Annotated in this window: 17 protein-coding genes; 7 read left to right on the forward strand and 10 right to left on the reverse strand. The window is 63.6% G+C overall.

The window, feature by feature from the left end:
• The first annotated feature begins 14 nt into the window (after positions 1-14).
• The 3 genes from recA to M3465_RS15695 all read left to right on the forward strand — a co-directional run bounded on the left by recA (position 15) and on the right by M3465_RS15695 (position 4,243).
• Positions 15-1,091, forward strand: coding sequence for a recombinase RecA (recA, locus tag M3465_RS15685; RefSeq protein ID WP_283255070.1), 1,077 nt, complete (start codon positions 15-17; stop codon positions 1,089-1,091).
• Positions 1,092-1,276: 185 nt separating this feature from the next.
• Positions 1,277-3,952 (forward strand): alanine--tRNA ligase, encoded by a 2,676-nt coding sequence (gene alaS / locus M3465_RS15690; protein WP_249502713.1) that lies wholly within the window; start codon positions 1,277-1,279, stop codon positions 3,950-3,952.
• Positions 3,953-3,955: 3 nt separating this feature from the next.
• Positions 3,956-4,243 (forward strand): DUF1330 domain-containing protein, encoded by a 288-nt coding sequence (locus tag M3465_RS15695; protein ID WP_249502714.1) that lies wholly within the window; start codon positions 3,956-3,958, stop codon positions 4,241-4,243.
• A gap of 49 nt (positions 4,244-4,292) precedes the next feature.
• Here the strand turns inward: M3465_RS15695 and typA are convergent, their stop codons facing one another.
• Entirely contained in the window at positions 4,293-6,110 is a 1,818-nt protein-coding gene (gene typA, locus M3465_RS15700; RefSeq protein ID WP_249502715.1) for a translational GTPase TypA, read from the reverse strand.
• Positions 6,111-6,438: 328 nt separating this feature from the next.
• Between typA and M3465_RS15705 the strand changes: the two genes are divergently transcribed.
• Positions 6,439-7,020: an outer membrane protein gene (locus tag M3465_RS15705; protein ID WP_249502716.1), complete on the forward strand. Its 582-nt coding sequence runs from the start codon at positions 6,439-6,441 to the stop codon at positions 7,018-7,020.
• Between the two features lie 61 nt (positions 7,021-7,081).
• Here the strand turns inward: M3465_RS15705 and M3465_RS15710 are convergent, their stop codons facing one another.
• The 6 genes from M3465_RS15710 to M3465_RS15735 form a co-directional block, all read right to left on the reverse strand.
• On the reverse strand, positions 7,082-7,411 hold the full coding sequence (locus M3465_RS15710; protein ID WP_249502717.1) for a DMT family transporter: 330 nt from the start codon (positions 7,409-7,411) through the stop codon (positions 7,082-7,084).
• A 27-nt stretch (positions 7,412-7,438) separates the two neighbouring features.
• Positions 7,439-8,059 carry a YitT family protein gene (locus tag M3465_RS15715; RefSeq protein WP_249502718.1) on the reverse strand — a complete coding sequence of 207 codons (621 nt, stop codon included), beginning with the start codon at positions 8,057-8,059 and terminating at the stop codon, positions 7,439-7,441.
• A gap of 19 nt (positions 8,060-8,078) precedes the next feature.
• Positions 8,079-9,293, reverse strand: a complete 1,215-nt coding sequence (locus tag M3465_RS15720; protein WP_249502719.1) for an NADP-dependent isocitrate dehydrogenase — start codon at positions 9,291-9,293, stop codon at positions 8,079-8,081.
• A 111-nt stretch (positions 9,294-9,404) separates the two neighbouring features.
• Positions 9,405-10,037, reverse strand: a complete 633-nt coding sequence (locus M3465_RS15725) for a DsbA family oxidoreductase (protein ID WP_249502720.1) — start codon at positions 10,035-10,037, stop codon at positions 9,405-9,407.
• 63 nt (positions 10,038-10,100) lie between these two features.
• Entirely contained in the window at positions 10,101-11,609 is a 1,509-nt protein-coding gene (locus M3465_RS15730) for a class I adenylate-forming enzyme family protein (RefSeq protein ID WP_249502721.1), read from the reverse strand.
• A 191-nt stretch (positions 11,610-11,800) separates the two neighbouring features.
• On the reverse strand, positions 11,801-13,618 hold the full coding sequence (locus M3465_RS15735; RefSeq protein ID WP_249502722.1) for an extracellular solute-binding protein: 1,818 nt from the start codon (positions 13,616-13,618) through the stop codon (positions 11,801-11,803).
• 438 nt (positions 13,619-14,056) lie between these two features.
• On the opposite strand from M3465_RS15735, the gene M3465_RS15740 reads away from it, so the two are divergent.
• Entirely contained in the window at positions 14,057-14,830 is a 774-nt protein-coding gene (locus tag M3465_RS15740; RefSeq protein WP_249502723.1) for a 3-hydroxybutyrate dehydrogenase, read from the forward strand.
• A gap of 161 nt (positions 14,831-14,991) precedes the next feature.
• The gene (locus M3465_RS15745) at positions 14,992-16,023 is read left to right on the forward strand and encodes a patatin-like phospholipase family protein (RefSeq protein WP_249502724.1); all 1,032 of its coding nucleotides are present in this window, start codon (positions 14,992-14,994) and stop codon (positions 16,021-16,023) included.
• Here M3465_RS15745 and M3465_RS15750 read toward each other — a convergent pair.
• The 3 genes from M3465_RS15750 to M3465_RS15760 all read right to left on the reverse strand — a co-directional run bounded on the left by M3465_RS15750 (position 16,020) and on the right by M3465_RS15760 (position 18,590).
• The gene (locus M3465_RS15750) at positions 16,020-16,700 is read right to left on the reverse strand and encodes a DUF502 domain-containing protein (RefSeq protein WP_249502725.1); all 681 of its coding nucleotides are present in this window, start codon (positions 16,698-16,700) and stop codon (positions 16,020-16,022) included. The genes M3465_RS15745 and M3465_RS15750 overlap by 4 nt on opposite strands.
• A gap of 82 nt (positions 16,701-16,782) precedes the next feature.
• A complete protein-coding gene (locus M3465_RS15755) occupies positions 16,783-17,700 on the reverse strand; it encodes a pseudouridine-5'-phosphate glycosidase (RefSeq protein ID WP_249502726.1) in 918 nt (305 codons plus the stop codon).
• Positions 17,697-18,590 carry a PfkB family carbohydrate kinase gene (locus M3465_RS15760; protein WP_249502727.1) on the reverse strand — a complete coding sequence of 298 codons (894 nt, stop codon included), beginning with the start codon at positions 18,588-18,590 and terminating at the stop codon, positions 17,697-17,699. The genes M3465_RS15755 and M3465_RS15760 overlap by 4 nt, the downstream gene beginning before the upstream one ends.
• 140 nt (positions 18,591-18,730) lie before the next feature.
• Between M3465_RS15760 and M3465_RS15765 the strand changes: the two genes are divergently transcribed.
• On the forward strand, positions 18,731-19,915 hold the full coding sequence (locus M3465_RS15765; protein WP_249502745.1) for a trans-sulfuration enzyme family protein: 1,185 nt from the start codon (positions 18,731-18,733) through the stop codon (positions 19,913-19,915).
• The last annotated feature ends 63 nt before the right edge of the window (positions 19,916-19,978 follow it).

Below are 19,978 nucleotides of genomic sequence, written 5' to 3' on the forward strand. Positions count from 1 at the left end.
AAGGATCGAAAGCAATGGCAACGGCAGATCTCCTGACTATGGACAGCAAGCGCGACGCGAACAAGCAAAAGGCCCTCGATTCGGCGCTGGCCCAGATCGAACGCCAATTCGGCAAGGGCTCGATCATGAAACTGGGCGGCGACAACGCGCTGCGCGATATCGAGGCGACCTCGACCGGCTCTTTGGGGCTGGATATCGCGCTCGGGATCGGCGGCTTGCCGAAGGGGCGCATCATCGAGATTTACGGCCCCGAAAGCTCCGGCAAGACCACGCTGACGCTGCATTGCGTGGCGGAAGAGCAGAAGAAAGGCGGCGTTTGCGCCTTTGTCGATGCCGAACACGCGCTCGATCCGCAATATGCCCGCAAGCTGGGCGTCAATCTCGACGAATTGCTGATCTCGCAGCCCGACACCGGCGAACAGGCGCTCGAGATCACCGATACGCTGGTGCGCTCCGGCGCGGTGAGCATGGTGGTCGTCGATTCGGTCGCCGCGCTCACGCCGAAATCCGAGCTTGAAGGCGATATGGGCGACAGCAGCGTCGGCGTTCACGCGCGCCTGATGAGCCAGGCGATGCGCAAGCTGACCGGCTCCATCGCACGCTCGAACTGCATGGTGATCTTCATCAACCAGATCCGCATGAAGATCGGCGTCATGTTCGGCAGCCCCGAAACCACCACGGGGGGCAACGCGCTGAAATTCTACAGCTCGGTCAGGCTCGATATCCGCCGGATCGGCGCGATCAAGGATCGCGACGAGGTCGTCGGCAACGCCACCCGCGTCAAGGTGGTCAAGAACAAGGTGGCACCGCCCTTCAAGCAGGTGGAATTCGACATCATGTATGGCGAAGGCATCTCCAAGATGGGCGAATTGATCGATCTGGGTGTGAAGGCCGGCGTGGTCGAGAAATCAGGCGCCTGGTATTCCTATGGAGACGAGCGGATCGGGCAGGGCCGCGAGAACGTCAAGACGTTCCTGCGCGAAAACAAGCGCATCGCGCTGGAGATCGAGGACAAGATTCGCGCAGCCCACGGGCTCGAATTCGACATGGAGGCCCATGCCGAAGAAGACGGCGATGTCGTCGACAGCTGACACGGTCGCAGATGGCGACTGCTGAAACGCCTTGAGCCGGGACGCCGGTTCGAGAATATCTCGGAGCAGGGCGGCGAACGCGCCGCCCTGTTGCCGTTTTGGCCGCGCAATCCGGTGGACAGCCTTCGGGGCAGGCGATATTCCGAACGCAACCTTGAAACATCGCCCGCAGGTCAGGTTCCCACATGCGCACGCTGAACGATATCCGCTCCACCTTCCTGGATTATTTTGCGAAACACGGCCATGAGGTCGTGCCGTCGAGCCCGCTTGTGCCGCGAAACGATCCCACGCTGATGTTCGTCAATTCCGGCATGGTGCAGTTCAAGAACCTTTTCACCGGGGTCGAGCACCGCGACTACAAACGCGCCACGACCGCGCAGAAATGCGTGCGCGCGGGCGGCAAGCACAACGATCTGGACAATGTCGGCTATACCGCGCGGCACCATACCTTCTTCGAAATGCTCGGAAATTTCAGTTTCGGCGATTATTTCAAGGCCGATGCGATCCCGTTCGCCTGGGATCTTGTCACCAAGGAGCTCGGCATCGACAAGAGCCGCCTTTTGACCACCGTGTTCCATACGGACGACGAGGCGTTCGAGATCTGGCGCAAGGTGGGCGTGCCCGAGGACCGGATCATCCGCATCGCCACCGACGACAATTTCTGGCAGATGGGCCCGACCGGCCCCTGCGGCCCCTGCACCGAGATTTTCTACGATCACGGCGAGCAATACTGGGGCGGCCCTCCGGGAAGCCCGGAGGAGGATGGCGACCGTTTCGTTGAGATCTGGAACCTCGTTTTCATGCAATACGAGCAGTTCGAGGATGGCACGCGCAAGGAATTGGCGGCGCAATCCATCGACACCGGCATGGGGATCGAGCGGGTCGCGGCGCTGCTTCAGGGCACGAACGACAATTACGCGACCGATCTCATGCGGTCGCTGATCGAAGCGAGCGCCGATGTATCCTCGACCGATCCGGACGGGCCGGGCAAGACGCATCACCGGGTGATCGCGGATCATCTGCGCTCGACCTCCTTCCTGATCGCCGATGGCGTCATGCCAAGCAATGACGGGCGCGGTTACGTTCTGCGCCGCATCATGCGCCGCGCGATGCGGCACGCGCATCTGCTGGGCGCGCGCGATCCGATGATGCACAAGCTGGTGCCCGCGCTGGTGCGCCAGATGGGTGCGGCCTATCCCGAACTCGGCCGGGCGCAGCCGCTGATCGAGGAAACGCTGCGGCTGGAGGAAACGCGGTTCAAGCAGACGCTGGATCGCGGGCTGAAACTGCTGGACGAGGAGCTCGAACGCCTGCCCGAAAGCGCGTCCTTCCCGGGTGAGACGGCGTTCAAGCTTTACGACACCTATGGCTTCCCGCTCGATCTGACGCAGGATGCGTTGCGCGAGCGCGACCGGCAGGTCGATATCGACGGGTTCGACAGCGCGATGGCCGAGCAGAGGGCCAAGGCGCGCGCGGCCTGGGCCGGGTCGGGCGAGGCGGCGGATTTGGCCGTCTGGTTCGATATCGCCGAGGAACACGGCGCCACGGATTTCCTCGGCTATGATACCGAAACCGCAGAGGGGCAGATCCTCGCACTGGTGCGCGATGGCGCCGAGGTGAGCGCGCTGGCGGAGGGAGAGACCGGCTGGGCGATCCTCAACCAGTCGCCGTTTTACGGCGAGGCGGGCGGGCAGGTCGGCGATACCGGCTGGATGCGACGGCTCGACAACGAGGATGACTGGTGCGAGGTCCGTGACACCAAGCGCATGGGCGACGGCAAGCTGCTGGCGCATCAGGTGACGGTCCGGCGCGGCACGTTCAAGCCGGGCGAGGCGGTGCAGATGGAGGTCGATCATGCCCGCCGCACTTCCATCCGCGCCAACCATTCGGCGACGCATCTGCTTCATGAGGCGCTGCGCCGTGCGCTTGGGAGCCATGTTGCGCAGCGCGGCTCGCTGAACGCGCCGGACCGGCTGCGCTTCGATTTCAGCCATGGCAAGGCGCTATCGCTCGATGAGTTGAAACAAATCGAGGCGGAAGTGAACGACTACATCCGCCAAAACGCGCCGGTCGAGACGCGGATCATGACGCCGGACGATGCCCGCGGGCTGGGCGCGCAGGCGCTCTTCGGAGAGAAATACGGCGACGAGGTGCGCGTCGTGTCGATGGGCACGCAATCGAACTCCGGCAAGGGCGCGGGCGGCAATACCTATTCGATCGAGCTGTGCGGCGGCACCCATGTGCGGCGCACCGGCGATATCGGCGTTTTCGTCACGCTGGGCGACAGCGCATCGAGCGCGGGCGTGAGGCGGATCGAGGCGCTGACCGGGGCGGAGGCGTTCCGCTACCTGTCCGAGCAAGATCACCGGCTGGCCGAAACCGCGCTGGAGTTGAAGGCGCAGGCGGCGGATGTGCCGGCACGGGTGAAGGCGCTTCTGGACGAGCGCAAGGCGCTGGCCAACGAGGTGGCGCAACTGCGGCGGGAACTGGCGATGGCCGGCGGCGCGGGGCAGGGCGGCGGCGGCGCGGCGCGCGAGATCGGCGGCGTGAAATTCGCCGCGCAAGTGCTGTCGGGCGTGTCGGGCAAGGATCTTCCGCCGCTGATCGACGAGCACAAGGCGCGGCTCGGCTCGGGCGCGGTGTTGCTCATCGCCGATACCGGCGGCAAGGCGGCGGTCGCGGCCGGTGTGACATCCGATCTGGTGGGCAAGGTGTCCGCCGTCGATCTGGTCAAGGCGGCGGTGCCGGAACTGGGCGGCAAGGGCGGCGGCGGCCGGCCCGACATGGCGCAGGGCGGCGGCGCGTCGGCGCAAAACGCCGAAGCCGCCATCAGGGCCGCCGAAGCCGTTTTGGAGGGTTGAGCCTTGCCCGCACTCTGGATCGCCCATGTCACCGTCACCGATGCTGACGCCTACGCGAAATATGCCGAACTCGCCGGACCCGCCATCGCCAAACATGGCGGGCGGTTCCTTGCCCGCGGCGGCCGCTTCAAACAGCTTGAAGGCCAGGAACGGCTGCGCAACGTGGTGGCGCAGTTTCCGTCGCTCGAAGCGGCGGAGGCCTGTTACAACAGCCCGGAATACCAGCAGGCGCTCGATCATGCGCGCGATGCGTCCGAGCGGGAATTGTTGATCGTCGAGACGACGGAATAGACGCCGGAAGGGCTATGCGAAGCCCTTCCGCATACGGTTTCGAAACCGCTTAGCTCGCCTTGGACATCCGCTTGCGCTCATGCGGATCGAGATAGCGCTTGCGCAGACGGATCGCGTTCGGCGTCACCTCGACCAACTCGTCATCGTTGATATAGGCAATCGCCTCTTCCAGCGACAGCGTGACCGGCGGTGTGAGGCGCACCGCATCGTCAGTGCCCGATGCGCGCACATTGGTCAGCTTCTTGCCCTTGAGCGGGTTCACTTCGAGATCGTTCTCGCGGCTGTGCTCGCCGATGATCATCCCGGTATAGACCGCTTCCTGCGCGCCGATGAACATGCGCCCGCGCTCTTCGAGGTTCCAGAGCGCGTAGGCGACGGATGTGCCGTTCTCCATCGAGATCAGAACCCCCGCGCGGCGACCGGGGATCGGCCCTTTATGCGGCGTCCAGCCATGGAACACCCGGTTCAGAACCCCTGTGCCCCGCGTGTCGGTCAGGAATTCGCCGTGATAGCCGATGAGCCCGCGCGAGGGGACATGCGCGATGATGCGCGTCTTGCCTGCTCCGGCCGGTTTCATCTCGACCAGCTCGCCCTTGCGCGCGCCGGTCAGCTTTTCGATCACCGCGCCGGAATAGTCGTCATCCACGTCGATGGTGGCTTCCTCGACCGGCTCCATCGTCTGGCCGTTCTCTTCGCGCATGATGACCTGCGGGCGCGAGATGCTGAGCTCGAAGCCTTCGCGGCGCATGTTCTCGATCAACACGCCCATCTGCAATTCACCGCGGCCCGAGACCTCGAACGCCTCGCCGCCCGGCGTGTCGGCGACCTTGATCGCGACGTTCGATTCCGCTTCCTTCATCAGACGGTCGCGGATTACGCGGGATTGCACCTTCTTGCCGTCCCGGCCGGCGAGCGGGCTGTCGTTGATGCCGAAGGTCACGGTGATAGTCGGAGGATCGATGGGTTGCGCCTCCAGCGGCTCATCGACGGCGAGCGCGCAGATCGTGTCGGCCACGGTCGCCTTGGACATGCCCGCGATCGAGACGATATCGCCGGCCAGCGCCTCGTCGATATCCTGCGGGCCGAGGCCGCGAAACGCCTGAATCTTGGTAACGCGGAACTGTTCGATCTTCTGGCCCATCCGGCTGAGCGCCTGAACGCTCGCGCCGACCTTGAGCCGCCCGGTCTCCACACGCCCGGTCAGGATACGCCCGACGAACGGGTCCGATCCGAGCGTGACGGCGAGCATGCGGAAATCCTCGTCCTGATGCCTGACCTGCTTGGGGGCCGGCACGTGATCGACGATCAGCTTGAACAGCGCTTCGAGATCCTTGCGCGGCCCGTCGAGATCGGCATCGGCCCATCCGGAACGGCCCGAGGCGTAAAGATGCGGGAAATCGAGCTGGTCTTCGTTCGCATCGAGAGAGGCGAAGAGATCGAAACACTCATCCAGCGCGCGGTCGGGTTCGGCATCGGGTTTGTCGACCTTGTTGAGCACGACGATCGGCCGCAGGCCAAGCGCGAGCGCCTTGGAGGTCACGAATTTCGTCTGCGGCATCGGCCCTTCGGCGGCGTCGACCAGCAGCACGACGCCATCGACCATCGACAGGATGCGTTCGACCTCGCCGCCGAAATCGGCGTGACCGGGCGTGTCGACGATGTTGATGCGCGTGCCCTTCCACTCGACCGACGTGGCCTTGGCGAGGATCGTGATGCCGCGCTCGCGCTCCAGATCGCCGGAATCCATCGCCCGTTCGGCGACGGCCTGGTTTGCGCGGAAGGCGCCGGATTGTTTCAGAAGTTCGTCCACCAGCGTGGTCTTGCCGTGGTCAACGTGGGCGATAATCGCAATGTTGCGAAGGTCCATTGAATCTCTATCTCGTGCAGGAATGATGTGGGCGGGGTTACAAGCCAGAAGCCCGGAACACCAGCAAAAAGGTGTATGCGGCGCGCTCGATAGCCTGTCGCAAAATTATCACGGTTCTGACCTCACCTTGGCGTGATCCGGAACCGGCGGAAAATGACCGACCGAATGGCGGTTTCGGCAGGGTTTGGCCGGTATTTTTTTGCCGCTTTTCAGGAAATTGGAACGGGCTATTGAAACCCGAGGCCGAATGACAAAGTTAGGGTCAGGAGCGAGGCAGACTTTCGTGCTGCGAGGCTTGAGAACAAGACAACCCGAGAAAGGACATCTCATGAAAAAGATCTTGTTGAGCACAGCGTTCATCGCGTCCGCCGCAACCGCAACCTACGCCGGCAGCGCCGGTGAGCCGGTTGTCGAGCCCGTCGTGGTCGAGCCCGTCGCCGTTGCACCGATGCTGGGCGGCGACTGGACCGGCTTTTATGGCGGTCTGAGCCTTGGTCAGGCATGGGTCGATGCCGACGACGATCTCGATGACAGCGAAATGGTTTACGGCGTGCATGGCGGTTACGACTATGACTTCGGCCGTTTCGTTCTGGGTGGCGAACTCGACTACCAGACCGGCGAAGACCTGAACCTGGGCGGCGAAGATATTGACGACATCGTTCGTCTGAAGATGCGCGCCGGTTACGATCTCGACCGCACGCTCGTTTACGGCGTCCTGGGTGCCGCGCAGCTGAACACCGACAACTTCGACGACACGGGTTGGGTTGCCGGTATCGGTGCTGAATATCTCGTGACCGACAATGTCAGCCTCGGCGCGGAATACCTGTATCACCAGTTCGACGATTTCGATGACACCAATCTTGATATCGACGCTGATACCCTGTCCCTGCGCGCGAACTTCCGGTTCTAAGACCGAACGTTTCACGTAAGGCACAAGACGCGCATCGCCCCGGCGGTGCGCGTTTTTCGTTTCAATGCGTGGTCGTGCCCGAAAAGAGGTTGATGATGACGATCCCCGCGAGAATCAACGCGATGCCGATGACCGCCGCCGCATCGAGCCGTTGGCCGAAGACGGCGAACCCGATGATCGCGATAAAGACGATGCCGAGCCCGGACCAGATCGCATAGGCAATGCCGACCGGAAATGTCTTGAGCACGATCCCCAGCATGTAGAAGGCCGCCGCATAGCTGATCACCGTGATCAGCGAGGGGATGGGCCGGGTGAATTGCTGGCTGGCCTGTAGCGCGGTCGTGCCGATCGTCTCGGCCAGCACGGCGAACATGAGGATGAGATAGGGCATGAGCAAGCTCCTGCGGAAACGGACAGGTCAGGATCGCGCAACATAGCGATCGCGCCGGTGATTGACGGTGATGATCATGTTCAGGATCGCCGCGCCGAACAGCGACCACAACACCGACTGCCAGGGCAATGCCAGCAAGGCGAGCGTAAAGACGATAAGATCGAAGCCGAGCTGCACATTCCCGGCCTTGATCCCCCGCGTGTCCTGCAACCAGAGCGCTACGATCCCGACCCCGCCCAGCGTCGCGCCATGCCGAAAAAGCAGCAGCAGCCCGACGCCCGTGACCGTTCCGGCCAGCGCCGCGCCGACGGCGGGGTGCAGATCGTTGATCGTCAGCGCCAGCGGCAAAAGCTCCGCGATGGCCGACATGCAACCCACCGCGGCGAATGTCTTGAGCGTGAACCGCCAACCCATCTGCACCACGCCAAGCGCGTAGAAGGGCAGGTTGAGCACGAAGAAGATCGCACCGAAGGACCATCCTGTCAGGTAATCGCCCAGGAGCGACAGCCCGGCGATCTGCCCGGTGAGCAGATGCGACGCGGCAAGGAACTGCACGCCAAGCGCGACCAGCGTTGCGCCGGTCAGGATGGCCAGCGCGTCCTCGAACGGGCTGTGCCGATCGGGTGGCGGGGAGCCAAGAAGGATCATCGCCCGGTCTCCTGCGCCATCAACCCGTCAGCGCGGCGTTGAGCCGTTCATCGAGTTTTTCGAGAAAACCCATCGTCGTCAGCCAGCTTTGTTCCGGCCCGACGAGCAGCGCCAGATCCTTGGTCATGTAACCGGCCTCCACCGTCTGCACGACAACGCGTTGGAGCGTTTCCGCAAAGGCGCGCAGGCTGATATTCTCGTCGAGCTTCGCGCGGTGCTTGAGCGCGCCCGTCCAAGCGTAGATGGAGGCGATGGAATTGGTCGAGGTCTGCTCGCCCGCCTGATGCTGGCGGTAATGTCGCGTGACGGTGCCATGCGCGGCCTCCGCCTCGACGATCTTGCCATCGGGTGTCATCAGCTGCGAGGACATCATGCCGAGCGATCCGAACCCCTGAGCGACCGTATCCGATTGCACATCGCCGTCGTAATTCTTGCAGGCCCAGACGAAGCCGCCATTCCATTTCATCGCGCAGGCAACCATGTCGTCGATCAGCCGGTGCTGGTATTCGATGCCCTTGGCCTCGAACGCCTCCTTGAACTCCGCGTCGTAAATCTCCTCGAAGATTTCGAGGAAGCGGCCGTCATATTGCTTGAGAATGGTGTTCTTGGTCGACAAATAGACCGGCCAGCCGATGTTGAGCCCGTAATTGAACGAGGCGCGCGCGAAATCGCGGATGGAGGCGTCGAGGTTATACATCGACATGAACACCCCCGCGGAGGGCGCGTCGAACACATCGCGTTCGATCACCGTGCCGTCCTCGCCCTCGAATTTCATCGTCAGCTTGCCGGCGCCGGGAAACTTGAAATCCTGCGCCTTGTATTGATCGCCGAAGGCGTGCCGCCCGACAACGATGGGACGCGTCCAGCCGGGAACGAGGCGCGGCACGTTGCGGCAGATGATCGGCTGGCGGAAGATCACGCCGCCGAGGATATTGCGGATCGTGCCGTTCGGGCTGCGCCACATCTTCTTCAGGCCGAACTCCTCGACCCGCGCCTCATCGGGGGTAATCGTGGCGCATTTGACGGCGACGCCGACTTCCTTCGTCTTTTCAGCCGCTTCTATGGTGACGCGATCCTCGGTCCGGTCGCGCTCTTCGATGCCGAGATCGTAGTAAAGCAGATCGATATCGAGATAGGGCAGGATCAGTTTCTTCTTGATGAAATCCCAGATGATCCGGGTCATCTCATCGCCGTCCATCTCGACAACCGGGTTATCCACCTTGATCTTCGTCATGACCGCTCCTTGTCGCTGCTAAAGGCCGCCTCTCGCGGGCGACAGACTCGCCCGGCGGGTTCGGCCATGGCCTAGCACCCCGCCGCGCCGGGTGACAGGGGGCGCGCGAGGTCAGGCGCCTTCGGACAGCTCGTCAAGCACACGGAGCCACAGCTCGGACGGCTGCGCGCCGGGAACGGCGTGTTGCCCCGCGACGATGAAGGTCGGCACGGAACTCACGCCCATTCCGCGCGCGGCGGCATCGCGTTCGACGATCTCGCGGCGGTCCTCTTCGGTTTTCAAAAGCCGCAGGATCACGCTCGCGTCGAGCCCGGCGGCATCGGCCACATCGGCCAGCACATCCGCATCGCCGATATCGCGCCCATCGACGAAATAGGCGCGAAACAGCCCATCGACCACCGGCCCTTGCCGGTCCTCGATCCCGGCCCAGTGAATGACGCGGTGGGCATCCAGCGTATTGGGCGTCTTTTCAATGGCTTCGAGATTGATTTTCACGCCCGCGGCCTCGGCATGTTCCATCACCGGCGCATAGGCCTGAACCGCGGCCTCCTGGCCGCCGAATTTCGCTTCCAGGTAATCCCGCCGATCCATCCCGCCCGTCGGCATATCGGGATTGAGCTGGAACGGATGCCAGGTGATCTGGAACGGATGATCCGGGCGCTGCGCCAGCGCGCTGTCGAGATTGGCCTTGCCGATATAGCACCACGGGCAGATCGGATCGGACATGATGTCGAGTTTAACCATTCTGCGCCTTTTGCCTGTCTGTTTTCAAAGCTCTACCAGATCGCGCGGAGAATGGTAAGCCGCTCAGGCGGGCTCCAGATCGGGCAGGGCGCGGCGCATGAGCTTGCCATTGGCATTGCGCGGCATCGCATCGATCCGCCGGTAAAGTCGCGGCTGCTTGTAGCGCGCCAGTCGGTCCTTGGCGAAATCCTGCAAGTCGTTTTCATTCAATGTCTTATGGGATGTATAGAAAGCGGCGATGATGCGCGTGTCTGGTTTGATCTCGATATCGGTCACGCCGATCTCGTGGATATCAGGATGCGCCAGCAGCGCCGACTCGACCTCCAAGGGACTGACGCGATAGCCCCCCGCATTCATCATGTCATCGGCGCGCCCGTGATAGAGGATATCGCCCTGTTCCGTCATCTCGCCGGTATCGCCGGTCAGGAACCACTCGCCCCGGAACCGCGCATGGGTGCCGTCCTCGTCACCGAGATAGCCCAGCATCAGACCGGGATCGCTTCGGTGTATCGCGATGATCCCCGCCTCGCCGATGGGCACGGGGCCGCTATCGCCCAGAATGGCGACACGCCGCCCCGGTTGCGGCCAGCCGAGGCTCGCACCTTGCAGATCGGGCTTTCCCGGTGCGGTGGAGATAAAGGTCGAACATTCGGACATGCCGAAAGCCTCGTAAACCCTCGTTCCGGTCGCCGCGTGCCAGGCATCGCGCAGGCTGGCAGGCAGTTTCTCGCCCGCTGACAAGCCGTGGCGCAGTTTGAGTGCGTCGAACGGGCCGGACTTGAGGATATTACGGTAAACGCCCGGCGCAGCGGCAAAAATCGTCACGTCGTTGCGCTTGATTAGCAGCGGCAGCTGTGCGTGATCGACCCCTTCGGCGGGGATCAACGCGGTGGCGCCCGCTGTCCAGGGATCAAGCAGCCCGGTGCCCAGAGTATAGGTCCAGTTGAACGCGCCCGCATGCATGAGCCGGTCGCTCTCACCCAGCCCATACCAGCCCTCGGTCATCATCCCGCGTGCCCATATCGCGCGATGCGCGTGGCACACCGCGCGGGGCGTGCCGGAGGTGCCGGAGGTGAAGATGATATAAGCCAGCCGGTCAGGATCGCCGAGATTGAAATTGGCGGGCGGCAGGTCGATCCAAGCGGACATTTTCTGCGTGCCGATGATCCGGGGAAAATCCGGGCAGGGCGTCTTGCCGTCGTGCAGGATCGCGGCCGGGCGCGTCATACCGATGAGTACCTCGACCTCTCTGGCTGTCAGTTGCGAGGAGGTCGGAACCGGCACGATGCCCACCGCGATCGCGGCAAGATAGGCGATCGGGAATTCCACCGTATTTCCAACCCGCATCAGGAGCTTGTCGCCCGGACTTAATCCCGCGCCCAAAAGCCCGGCGGCGCAGCCGAGCACGGCTTGCCGCAGCTTGCCATAGCTCCAGCGCTCCGCGCCGCCGGGGCGGAGGATGGAGAGCGCGATCTTGTCCGGCACGCGATCCGCGGGCGCCAGAACATGCGCCGCGAGGTTGAAGGGCTGCGGGCAGGGCGGATAGGGGTGAGGCTTGGAAATTGACATCATGGCGGATGTTTACAGACCGATCTTAACACAGACAAGACGGCTCGCGTGTTGGGTGAAGACCGCGCGATACATCAATGAAACCATGACTGAACGCCGCGTGCGGCGGCAGAGATGTCTTGCCCGACCCCATCAACGGTCGCACAGCCCGGCGCAGCCACCAGAGCCAGCATGAGAAGGCAACGGCGCATCGCTCACTCCTCCTCCCACCACCAGACATCGGGCTGCCAGCCGATCCAGTCGCCGTAGATCGGCAAAGTTTCGGGGTATTTCAATTCGCTGGCATGCGCGATGCGACTGATATTCCATTGATAGATCGGAATGACATAGCGCCCCGTCGTCAGAACCCGGTCGAGCGCGCGGGTCGCGGCGATGAAATCCTCGCGGCTTTCGGAATTGAGCAACTGATCGATCATCGCTTCGGCCGCCGGAGAACACATGCCCATCAGGTTACGCGAGCCGGGCGTATCGACCCCGTCGCAGCCCCAATAAAGCTTCTGCTCGTTGCCGGGGCTGAGCGACAGGCCGCGGCGGAAATAGGTCATGTCGAAATCGTAAGTGTTCGTTCGCTCGGTATATTGCGCGCTGTCGATGGTGGTGATCTTCGGCGCGATCCCCATGCGTTCCAGCGATTGCGTGAACAGATCGATGATCGCCTCGTTCTCGGAGCTGCCCTGTTGCAGCACGACCTCGAAACTGAAGGGCCGACCATCGGGGCCGGTCATCACGCCGTTCTCGACGCTGTAGCCGGCCTCGCGCATCAGCGCCATCGCCTTGCGCAGATTGCCCCGGTTGCGCTCGGTCCCGTCGCCTTCGGGCAGCGCATAGCCGTCCAGCGCGCCGGGCAGGAGGGTGCCTGCGAAAGGCTCCAGCAGATCGCGCACGCGGCCCGTCGCGGGCCCGTCTTCCATGCCCAGAACGGAATTCGAGAAATAGGATGTGATACGCGGCTGTTTCGAGCCGGTCATCGTTTCGTTGATATAGTCGAAATTGAACGCATGCAGCATGGCATCGCGCACGCGCCAATCGGCAAAGGCATCGCGGCGGGTGTTCATCACGAAGCCAGTCATGCCCGAGGGGCGTTCATGCGGGATGACGGATTTGACCACGTCGCCGCTATCCACCGCCGGGAAGTCGTATTGCGTTTCCCATTTCTCGGCATTGGTCTCCCGGCTGAGGTTCAGCTCGCCCGCCTTGAACGCCTCGAACATGGCGGTGCCGTCGCCGTAGAACTCCATGCGGATCTCGTCGAGATTGGCCTGGCCGCGCATGAAGGGCACATTTTTGCCCCAGTAATCGGGATTGCGCTTGAGGCTGACGAACCGGCCGGGTTCAAAATCGTCGATCACATAGGGAGCGGTCGTGATCGGGATGACATCGAGGCCGGAGGCGGTGAAATCCTTGCCCTCCCATTGCGCCTTCTTGAGGATCGGGCGCAGACCGATCAGCAGCGCCAGCTCGCGGTCTTCCTCGTTGAAGGTGAAGCGGATCGAGCGCGGGCCGGTCTGCTCCATCGCGGCGATCTTGGTCCAGGCGCCGCGATAGCGCGGGTGCCCGATCGTGCCGAGCGTCTCGTAGGACCACATCACATCCTCGATCGTCACCGGGCTTCCATCGGAAAACCGCGCCTCTGCGCGCAAGGTGAATTCCACCCAGTCGCGGTCCGGCCCGGTCTCGATCGATTCGGCCAGAAGCCCGTAGAGCGAAAACGGCTCGTCCCAGTTCCGGCCCATCAGGCTTTCATATGCCAGAAAGCGCAGCTGCCAGGGAACCGACCCCTTGGGGATATGCGGATTGAGGCTGTCGAAGCCGCCGACCTCGCCGCTGACCGTCCGCCCGCCCTTGGGCGCATCGGGGTTGGCATAGGGCAGGGACACAAAATCGGGTGGCAGCGCGGGATCGCCATACATAGCTATGCCGTGCTGCGGCTCCGCCGCCGCGCCGTGCGTGCCAAGCGCAAAGGCCAGCGCGGCCGCGCTCGCGCTGCGATACAGGAAATGGAGCGATCTCATTTTGGCGACAAACCCCGTCTGCTCTTGTTTTCTTGACCGGGACGGTAACGAGGCTTTTGTGCCATTTCAAACTTTTAGCTTGGAACGGCGCGAAAGATTGCCTATATTGAGGTCACTGCTCGATAGGTTTCTTGCCTGTATGAAACCTGCCTCAATAACTTAACCCCGGCTTCGTGCCGGGGTTTTTTTTGGCCGGTTTTCAGCAGTATCCACAGCGTTATGCACAGTAATACAAGGCGATGACCGGGCTTGAGCGGTTTTCCGGCACGCCCGTTCGAGCCAGCTTTGAGTCCGCCCGAACGGCGGCGGGATATGTTCGGCGGGATCGATTCGCGCAAGCTGCGACTTTGGCAGCGGAACCGGCGATCCGGGCTTTGTGTTATGCACCCGCAGCATGTAGCGTGCCGCACAAGCAGTATGAGCAAGGAAGGAGCCTCCATGTCGCTTGAAGGCAAGACCGCTATCGTCACCGGATCGAATTCCGGTATCGGGCTTGGAATCGCGCGCGAACTGGCGCGGGCCGGCGCGGATGTGGTGATCAATTCATTCACCGACGATCAGGCCGATCACGATCTGGCGCGAGAGATCGCCAACGACCACGGCACGGAAGTGCGCTATATACAGGCGGATATGTCGAAGCCGGAAGCGTGCCGGGCATTGATCGAGAGGGCGGGACGCTGCGATATCCTGGTCAACAATGCCGGGATTCAGCATGTCGCGCCGATTGAGGAGTTTCCGACCGAAAAATGGGACGCGATCATCGCGATCAACCTGTCATCGGCCTTTCACACCACCGCCGCCGCGCTGCCGATGATGCGCAAGGCCGGCTGGGGCCGCGTCATCAACATCGCGAGCGCGCATGGGCTCACCGCGTCGCCCTTCAAATCGGCCTATATCGCGGCCAAGCACGGTATCGTGGGCCTGTCCAAGACGGTCGCTCTGGAAACGGCGAAGGAGCCGATCACGGCGAACGCGATCTGCCCCGGTTACGTGCTGACACCGCTGGTCGAAAAGCAAATTCCGGAGACGGCGAGGAAATACGACATGACCGAGGAAGAGGCGGTGCAGAAGGTGATGCTGGAGCGCCAACCGTCCAAGGAATTCGCGACGGTCGAGCAGCTTGGCGGCACGGCGGTGTTCCTGTGTTCGGAAGCGGCGGCGCAGATCACCGGCACGACGATCTCGGTGGATGGCGGCTGGACCGCGCTATAAGCGGAGCGCGGGCTTGATGCGTTGACGCATCAAGCCGTTTTCGTGCGCGAAAACGGGTGGCGCGGGACAGTTGAACTCGGCGTCCGGTTTCGTGCCTCGGAGCGAGGGGCCAGCCCCTCGCGCACCCCGAGATATTTTTGACACAGAGAAGGGGATGGCGCATGGTGAAGGTCAATCTCGCGCTTCAGGGGGGCGGGGCGCATGGCGCGTTCACCTGGGGCGTGCTCGACCGGTTGCTCGAGGAAGAAGAGATCGAGATCGGCGCGATCACCGGCACCTCTGCCGGGGCGCTGAACGGTGCGGCGCTGAAGGCCGGCTGGCAGCGGGGCGGCCATGCGGGCGCGCGGGACAATCTCGACTGGCTCTGGCGGGAGGTGGCCCGGCTCGACGATCTGTCGGTGCCGCGCTGGATGCAGGCTTTTCTCCCGGAGCCGGGGATCGTCAGCATGGCGATCGAGTTTTCGCCGGCCTATGTCATCGGCGATACGATCAACCGGATGATGTCTCCTTATGCGTGGGGGCCGCTTTACCAGAACCCTTTGCGCCGGATCGTGGAGCGGTTCGATTTCGACGATGTCTGCGCCGAGAGCGGGCCGGAGCTGTTCATCTGCGCAACGAATGTGCGCGATGGCAAGGTGCGGATCTTCGAAGGGGAGGCGATCACAACCGACGCGATCCTCGCATCGGCCTGTCTGCCGACGCTGTTTCAGGCGGTGGAGGTCGAGGATCCCGAGACCGGGGCGGTCGAGGCGTTCTGGGACGGCGGATATACCGGAAATCCGGCGCTGTTTCCGCTCTATGCCCCGCACCTTCCGAACGATCTCATCATCGTCAATATCAATCCGCTGATCCGAGACAGTGTGCCGGTGATTCCGAGCGAGATCCAGAACCGGATCAACGAGATCAGCTTCAATTCCTCGCTTCTGCGTGAATTGCGTGCGATCGAGTTCGTTCAGCGGCTCGTGTCGAGCGGTGCGGTGCCGGAGGGGGCGATGAAGAAGCTGCGGGTGCATATGATCGCCGATGACGATCTGATGAACGATCTGTCCGTGGCGACCAAGATGATCCCGGTGCCGTCGATCATCGCCCGCCTCAAGGAGGCGGGGCGGCGCGCGGCAGGCACGTTCCTTGCGCATCATCGGGGCGATCTGGGCAAGCGGCAGACGGCCGATCTGGTGGAGATGTTCGGCTAGGCCACTTTCAGCGGACGGGTCGGATCCTTGGGGTTGGGATAGACCAGCCCGGCCGAGATCACCAGCTTGGCCGCGTCCTCGATGCTCATGTCGAGCTCGATCACATCCTCTCGCGGGAAGAAAAGCAGAAAGCCCGAGGTCGGGTTCGGCGTGGTCGGCACGAAGACCGACAAAAGATCGCCGGCTGTCTCGGCCTTCGCGGCCACCTCACCGCGCGCATCGGTCGAGATGAAGCCGATCGCCCAGATCCCCTTGCGCGGATACTGGATCAGGCAGGCCTTTTCGAAATTGCGTTCGGTCTGGGCAAAGATCGTCTCGGCAATCTGTTTCGCGCCGCTATAGATCGAGCGCACGATAGGCATGCGTTCCACCAGGCTTTCGGCGAAGCGGATCAGCGACCGGCCGATGAGCCCCTTGGCCACCCAACCGACAATGATCGTGAAGAGCAGGAAGATGATGACGCCGATGCCGCGCAGGTTGATGCCGGTATAGGCTTCGGGGCTGAACCTGCCTGGGATGAGCGGCAGGACGACGCCATCGACCCAGCCCATGATAGTCCAGATCAGCCAGATGGTCAGACTCACCGGCGCGATCACGACAAGTCCGGTCAGAAAACTGGACCGCAGATGGGTGAAGAGGCCCGCGCGTCGGGGCTTTTTGTCGAAAGGGGCTGTCATGTCGGGTCCATCGCAGGTGCCGGGCAAACTTAGGAAGCCGGGCAGCGCACTACAATGGTTGGAGGCGGGGCAGCCGCGTTTTTCACGCCTTTGTCGCCATTTCCCGTGCGATCTGCGCGCCCAGCCGGGCATTGTTGAGCACCAGCGCGATATTGGCATCGAGCGAACGCCCGTTGGTCAGCTCGAAGATGCGTTGCAGCAGGTAGGGCGTCAGGGCCTTGCCGGCGATGCCATGCGCCTCGGCATCCTTCGTTGCGCGCAGGATGATGGGATGTATCTCGGAATGCGGGATCTCCGCCTCCGCCGGGATCGGGTTTGCGACAAGCTGCCCGCCCGGCACGCCGAGCGCGGCGCGCATCTTCTGGGCGGCAGCGATCTCGGCGGGGCTGTCGATGCGCAGCGGCGCCTTGAGCGTGGAGGCGCGCGACCAGAAGGCCGGAAACGTATCCTGGCCGTAAGCCATGACCGGAACGCCGAGGGTTTCCAGCACTTCGAGCGTCTTGGGTAGATCGAGGATCGCCTTGGCCCCGGCGCAGACGACCGTGACCGGGGTTTCCGCAAGTTCCTGAAGATCGGCGGAAATGTCGAAGCTCTGGTCGGCGCCGCGATGAACGCCGCCGACGCCGCCGGTGGCAAAGACCGAGATCCCAGCGAGGCGGGCGGCGATCATGGTGGCGGCGACCGTGGTTGCACCGGTGCCGCCGCGCGAAAGGCAAACGGCCATGTCGGCGCGGCTCAGCTTGGCGACATTGCGCGCTTTCGCCAGTTTTTCGAGCTGCGCATCGGTCAGCCCAATGCAAAGCTTGCCCTCGATCACCGCGATGGTTGCCGGCTCCGCGCCTGCCGCGCTCACCTCGGCCTCGATCGCGCGGGCGGTTTCGAGGTTCTGCGGCCAGGGCATCCCGTGGGTGATGATCGTCGATTCGAGCGCCACGACAGCGCGGCCATCGTCGAGCGCGGCCTTGACCGGATCGGAGATGATGAGGGGCAGGTCTGTCATGTTCCGGGTCCTCCTGAGACATAGGCTGCAGCGGTGGCGAGCGCGCGGTGCAGCGCCACTTCGCGGGTCGCGCCGCGCAATTCGGATGCGATATGGGCGGCCATGAACGTGTCGCCGGCGCCGGTCACGCGGGTGACCATAACCTCGGGCGGGCGTTCGGCGAGAATGCCATCGGACGTCGCATCGCAGGTCACGTTCGCGCCGTCGGTGACAAGCGCGCGCGCCGCGCCCCGTTCGACGAGCGCGGCGCCCGCTTGCGGCGCGCTGGCGAAGCTGCTTTGGCACAGCAGCCCGGCCTCTTCGAGATTGACGTAAAGCACGCCGCGCCCGGCGCGCAGAAACGGAAGCAGCCGTTCGGCCTTGCCCGGCGAGGCGGGCGCGATGCGCAGATCGGCGGCGGCGAAGGCCGGATGCCGCGCGATCTCGTCCAGAAGCGATTCCGTCAGGTTGCCATCGAGCGCGACGGGGCCGGGGAAGGGCGCTTCGATAAAACCGAGCGGACCTTCGATGAGCGGGCGCAAAATCTTGCCCGCCGCCTGTTCGAGCGAATGGGCGTCGGCGATTGCCGCGATCAGGCCGTTTGCACCTTCGATGGCCATGTATTGATCGGTCGGCAGATCGTCGGAGCGGTACAGGTGATCGGTCAGGAGCCCCAGCCGCTGGCAGGCGAGCACCAGTTCCTCGCCTTCGGCATCGCGGCCCACGACGCTGAGCAAGGCCGGTGTCAGATCGAACCGCGCCAGCGTCATCGCGATGTTGAGTGCGACGCCGCCGGGCAGGCGGGTGATATGGCCGGGCACATCGCTGCCCTGCTTCATATGCCGGTCGGAGCGGCCGATCACGTCCCACAGGACGGAACCGATGCACAGGATATCGGGGCGCGGACTCATGGGCCTGTCATCCCCCAGCCGGACGCGCGGCGCAAGAGGAAGCTTCGGATATCGCCGTGCATCCGGCCCATTGTTGCCAGGCGCGCTTTGTGGCACGCAAACGGCGAAGATTGTCTCCGATCAAGGGTCTGCATCCGATGATGAAACCAAGCCTCACGCGCCCCGGCGGGCTGCCGCCAAGCGCCTCGACCCCCATCGTCACGCCGCTGATGCCGTCTGTCGCCTTCGCCAGTGACACGCCGGACCGGCTCGACGATCAATACGAGGGCAGGGCGCAGGGATATACCTATGCGCGCGAGGGGCATCCGAACGCGGACGTCCTGGCCCGCTGGATCGACGCGATGGAAGCCGCGCCGCAGCCGGGGCTTGTCACGGGTTCGGGCATGGCGGCTGTTTCGGCGGTGCTCCTCGGCCTGTGCAAGGCGGGCGATCACGTCGTCGGCGGCGATCAGCTTTACGGGCGTTCGCTGCGCATGATGCGGGAGGATTTGCCGCGCCTGGGGATCGAGACCACGCTCGCCGATCCGACCGATTGCGCGGCCATCGGGGCGGCGCTGCGGCCGAACACGCGGCTGGTGCTGATCGAGGTCGTCTCGAACCCGACGCTGCGGATCGCCGATCTTGACGGGATCGCAGAGCTTTGCCGCGCGCGGGATGTGCTTTTGGCGGTGGACAACACGTTCACCACGCCGCGCGCCGTGCAGCCCTTCGCGCACGGCGCGGATGTGGTGCTTCATTCGGTAACGAAACTGCTGGCCGGTCATTCCGATGTCACGCTTGGCTGGGTCGCGGCCCGCGCGCCTGAGCACGCCAAGGCGATCTACGACTTCGCGGTGACGACGGGGCTCACGCCAAGCCCGTTCGACTGCTGGCTGGCCGAGCGCGGGCTGATGTCCTTCGATCTTCGGTTCGACCGGGCGGAGCAAACCGCCGCGCGTCTGGCCGAGCATCTGGCCGGGCAACCCGCCGTGACACGCGTTCTCTACCCGACGCGGCCCGATCACCCGGACCGCGACCGTGCGCAAGGTTTGCTCAGGGGGCGCGGGTGCAACATGGTGAGTTTCGAGATCACAGGCGGCCGCGCGTCGGCCAACGCCTTCACCAAAGGCGCGGCGGGGATCGCGTTTGCGCCGACGCTGGGCGATGTCGGAACGACGCTGTCGCACCCGGCAAGTTCATCGCATCGCGCCCTGGATCCGAAGGCTCGCGCCGCGCTCGGCATCTCGGAAGGGTTTTTTCGCGTGTCAGTCGGGCTGGAGGAACCCGATGCGCTATGCGCCGTGTTCGACGCAGGGCTGGCGGCGGTGCGGAAAGGTGCGGATTAGGGTGAAGGCCGCTTGGGATCGTGTTGATTCCGAATAGGTATTTCGCGCTCCCGGCTACACGAA

The organism is Marivita sp. GX14005 (genome assembly GCF_023370775.1).
Lineage (GTDB): Bacteria > Pseudomonadota > Alphaproteobacteria > Rhodobacterales > Rhodobacteraceae > Marivita.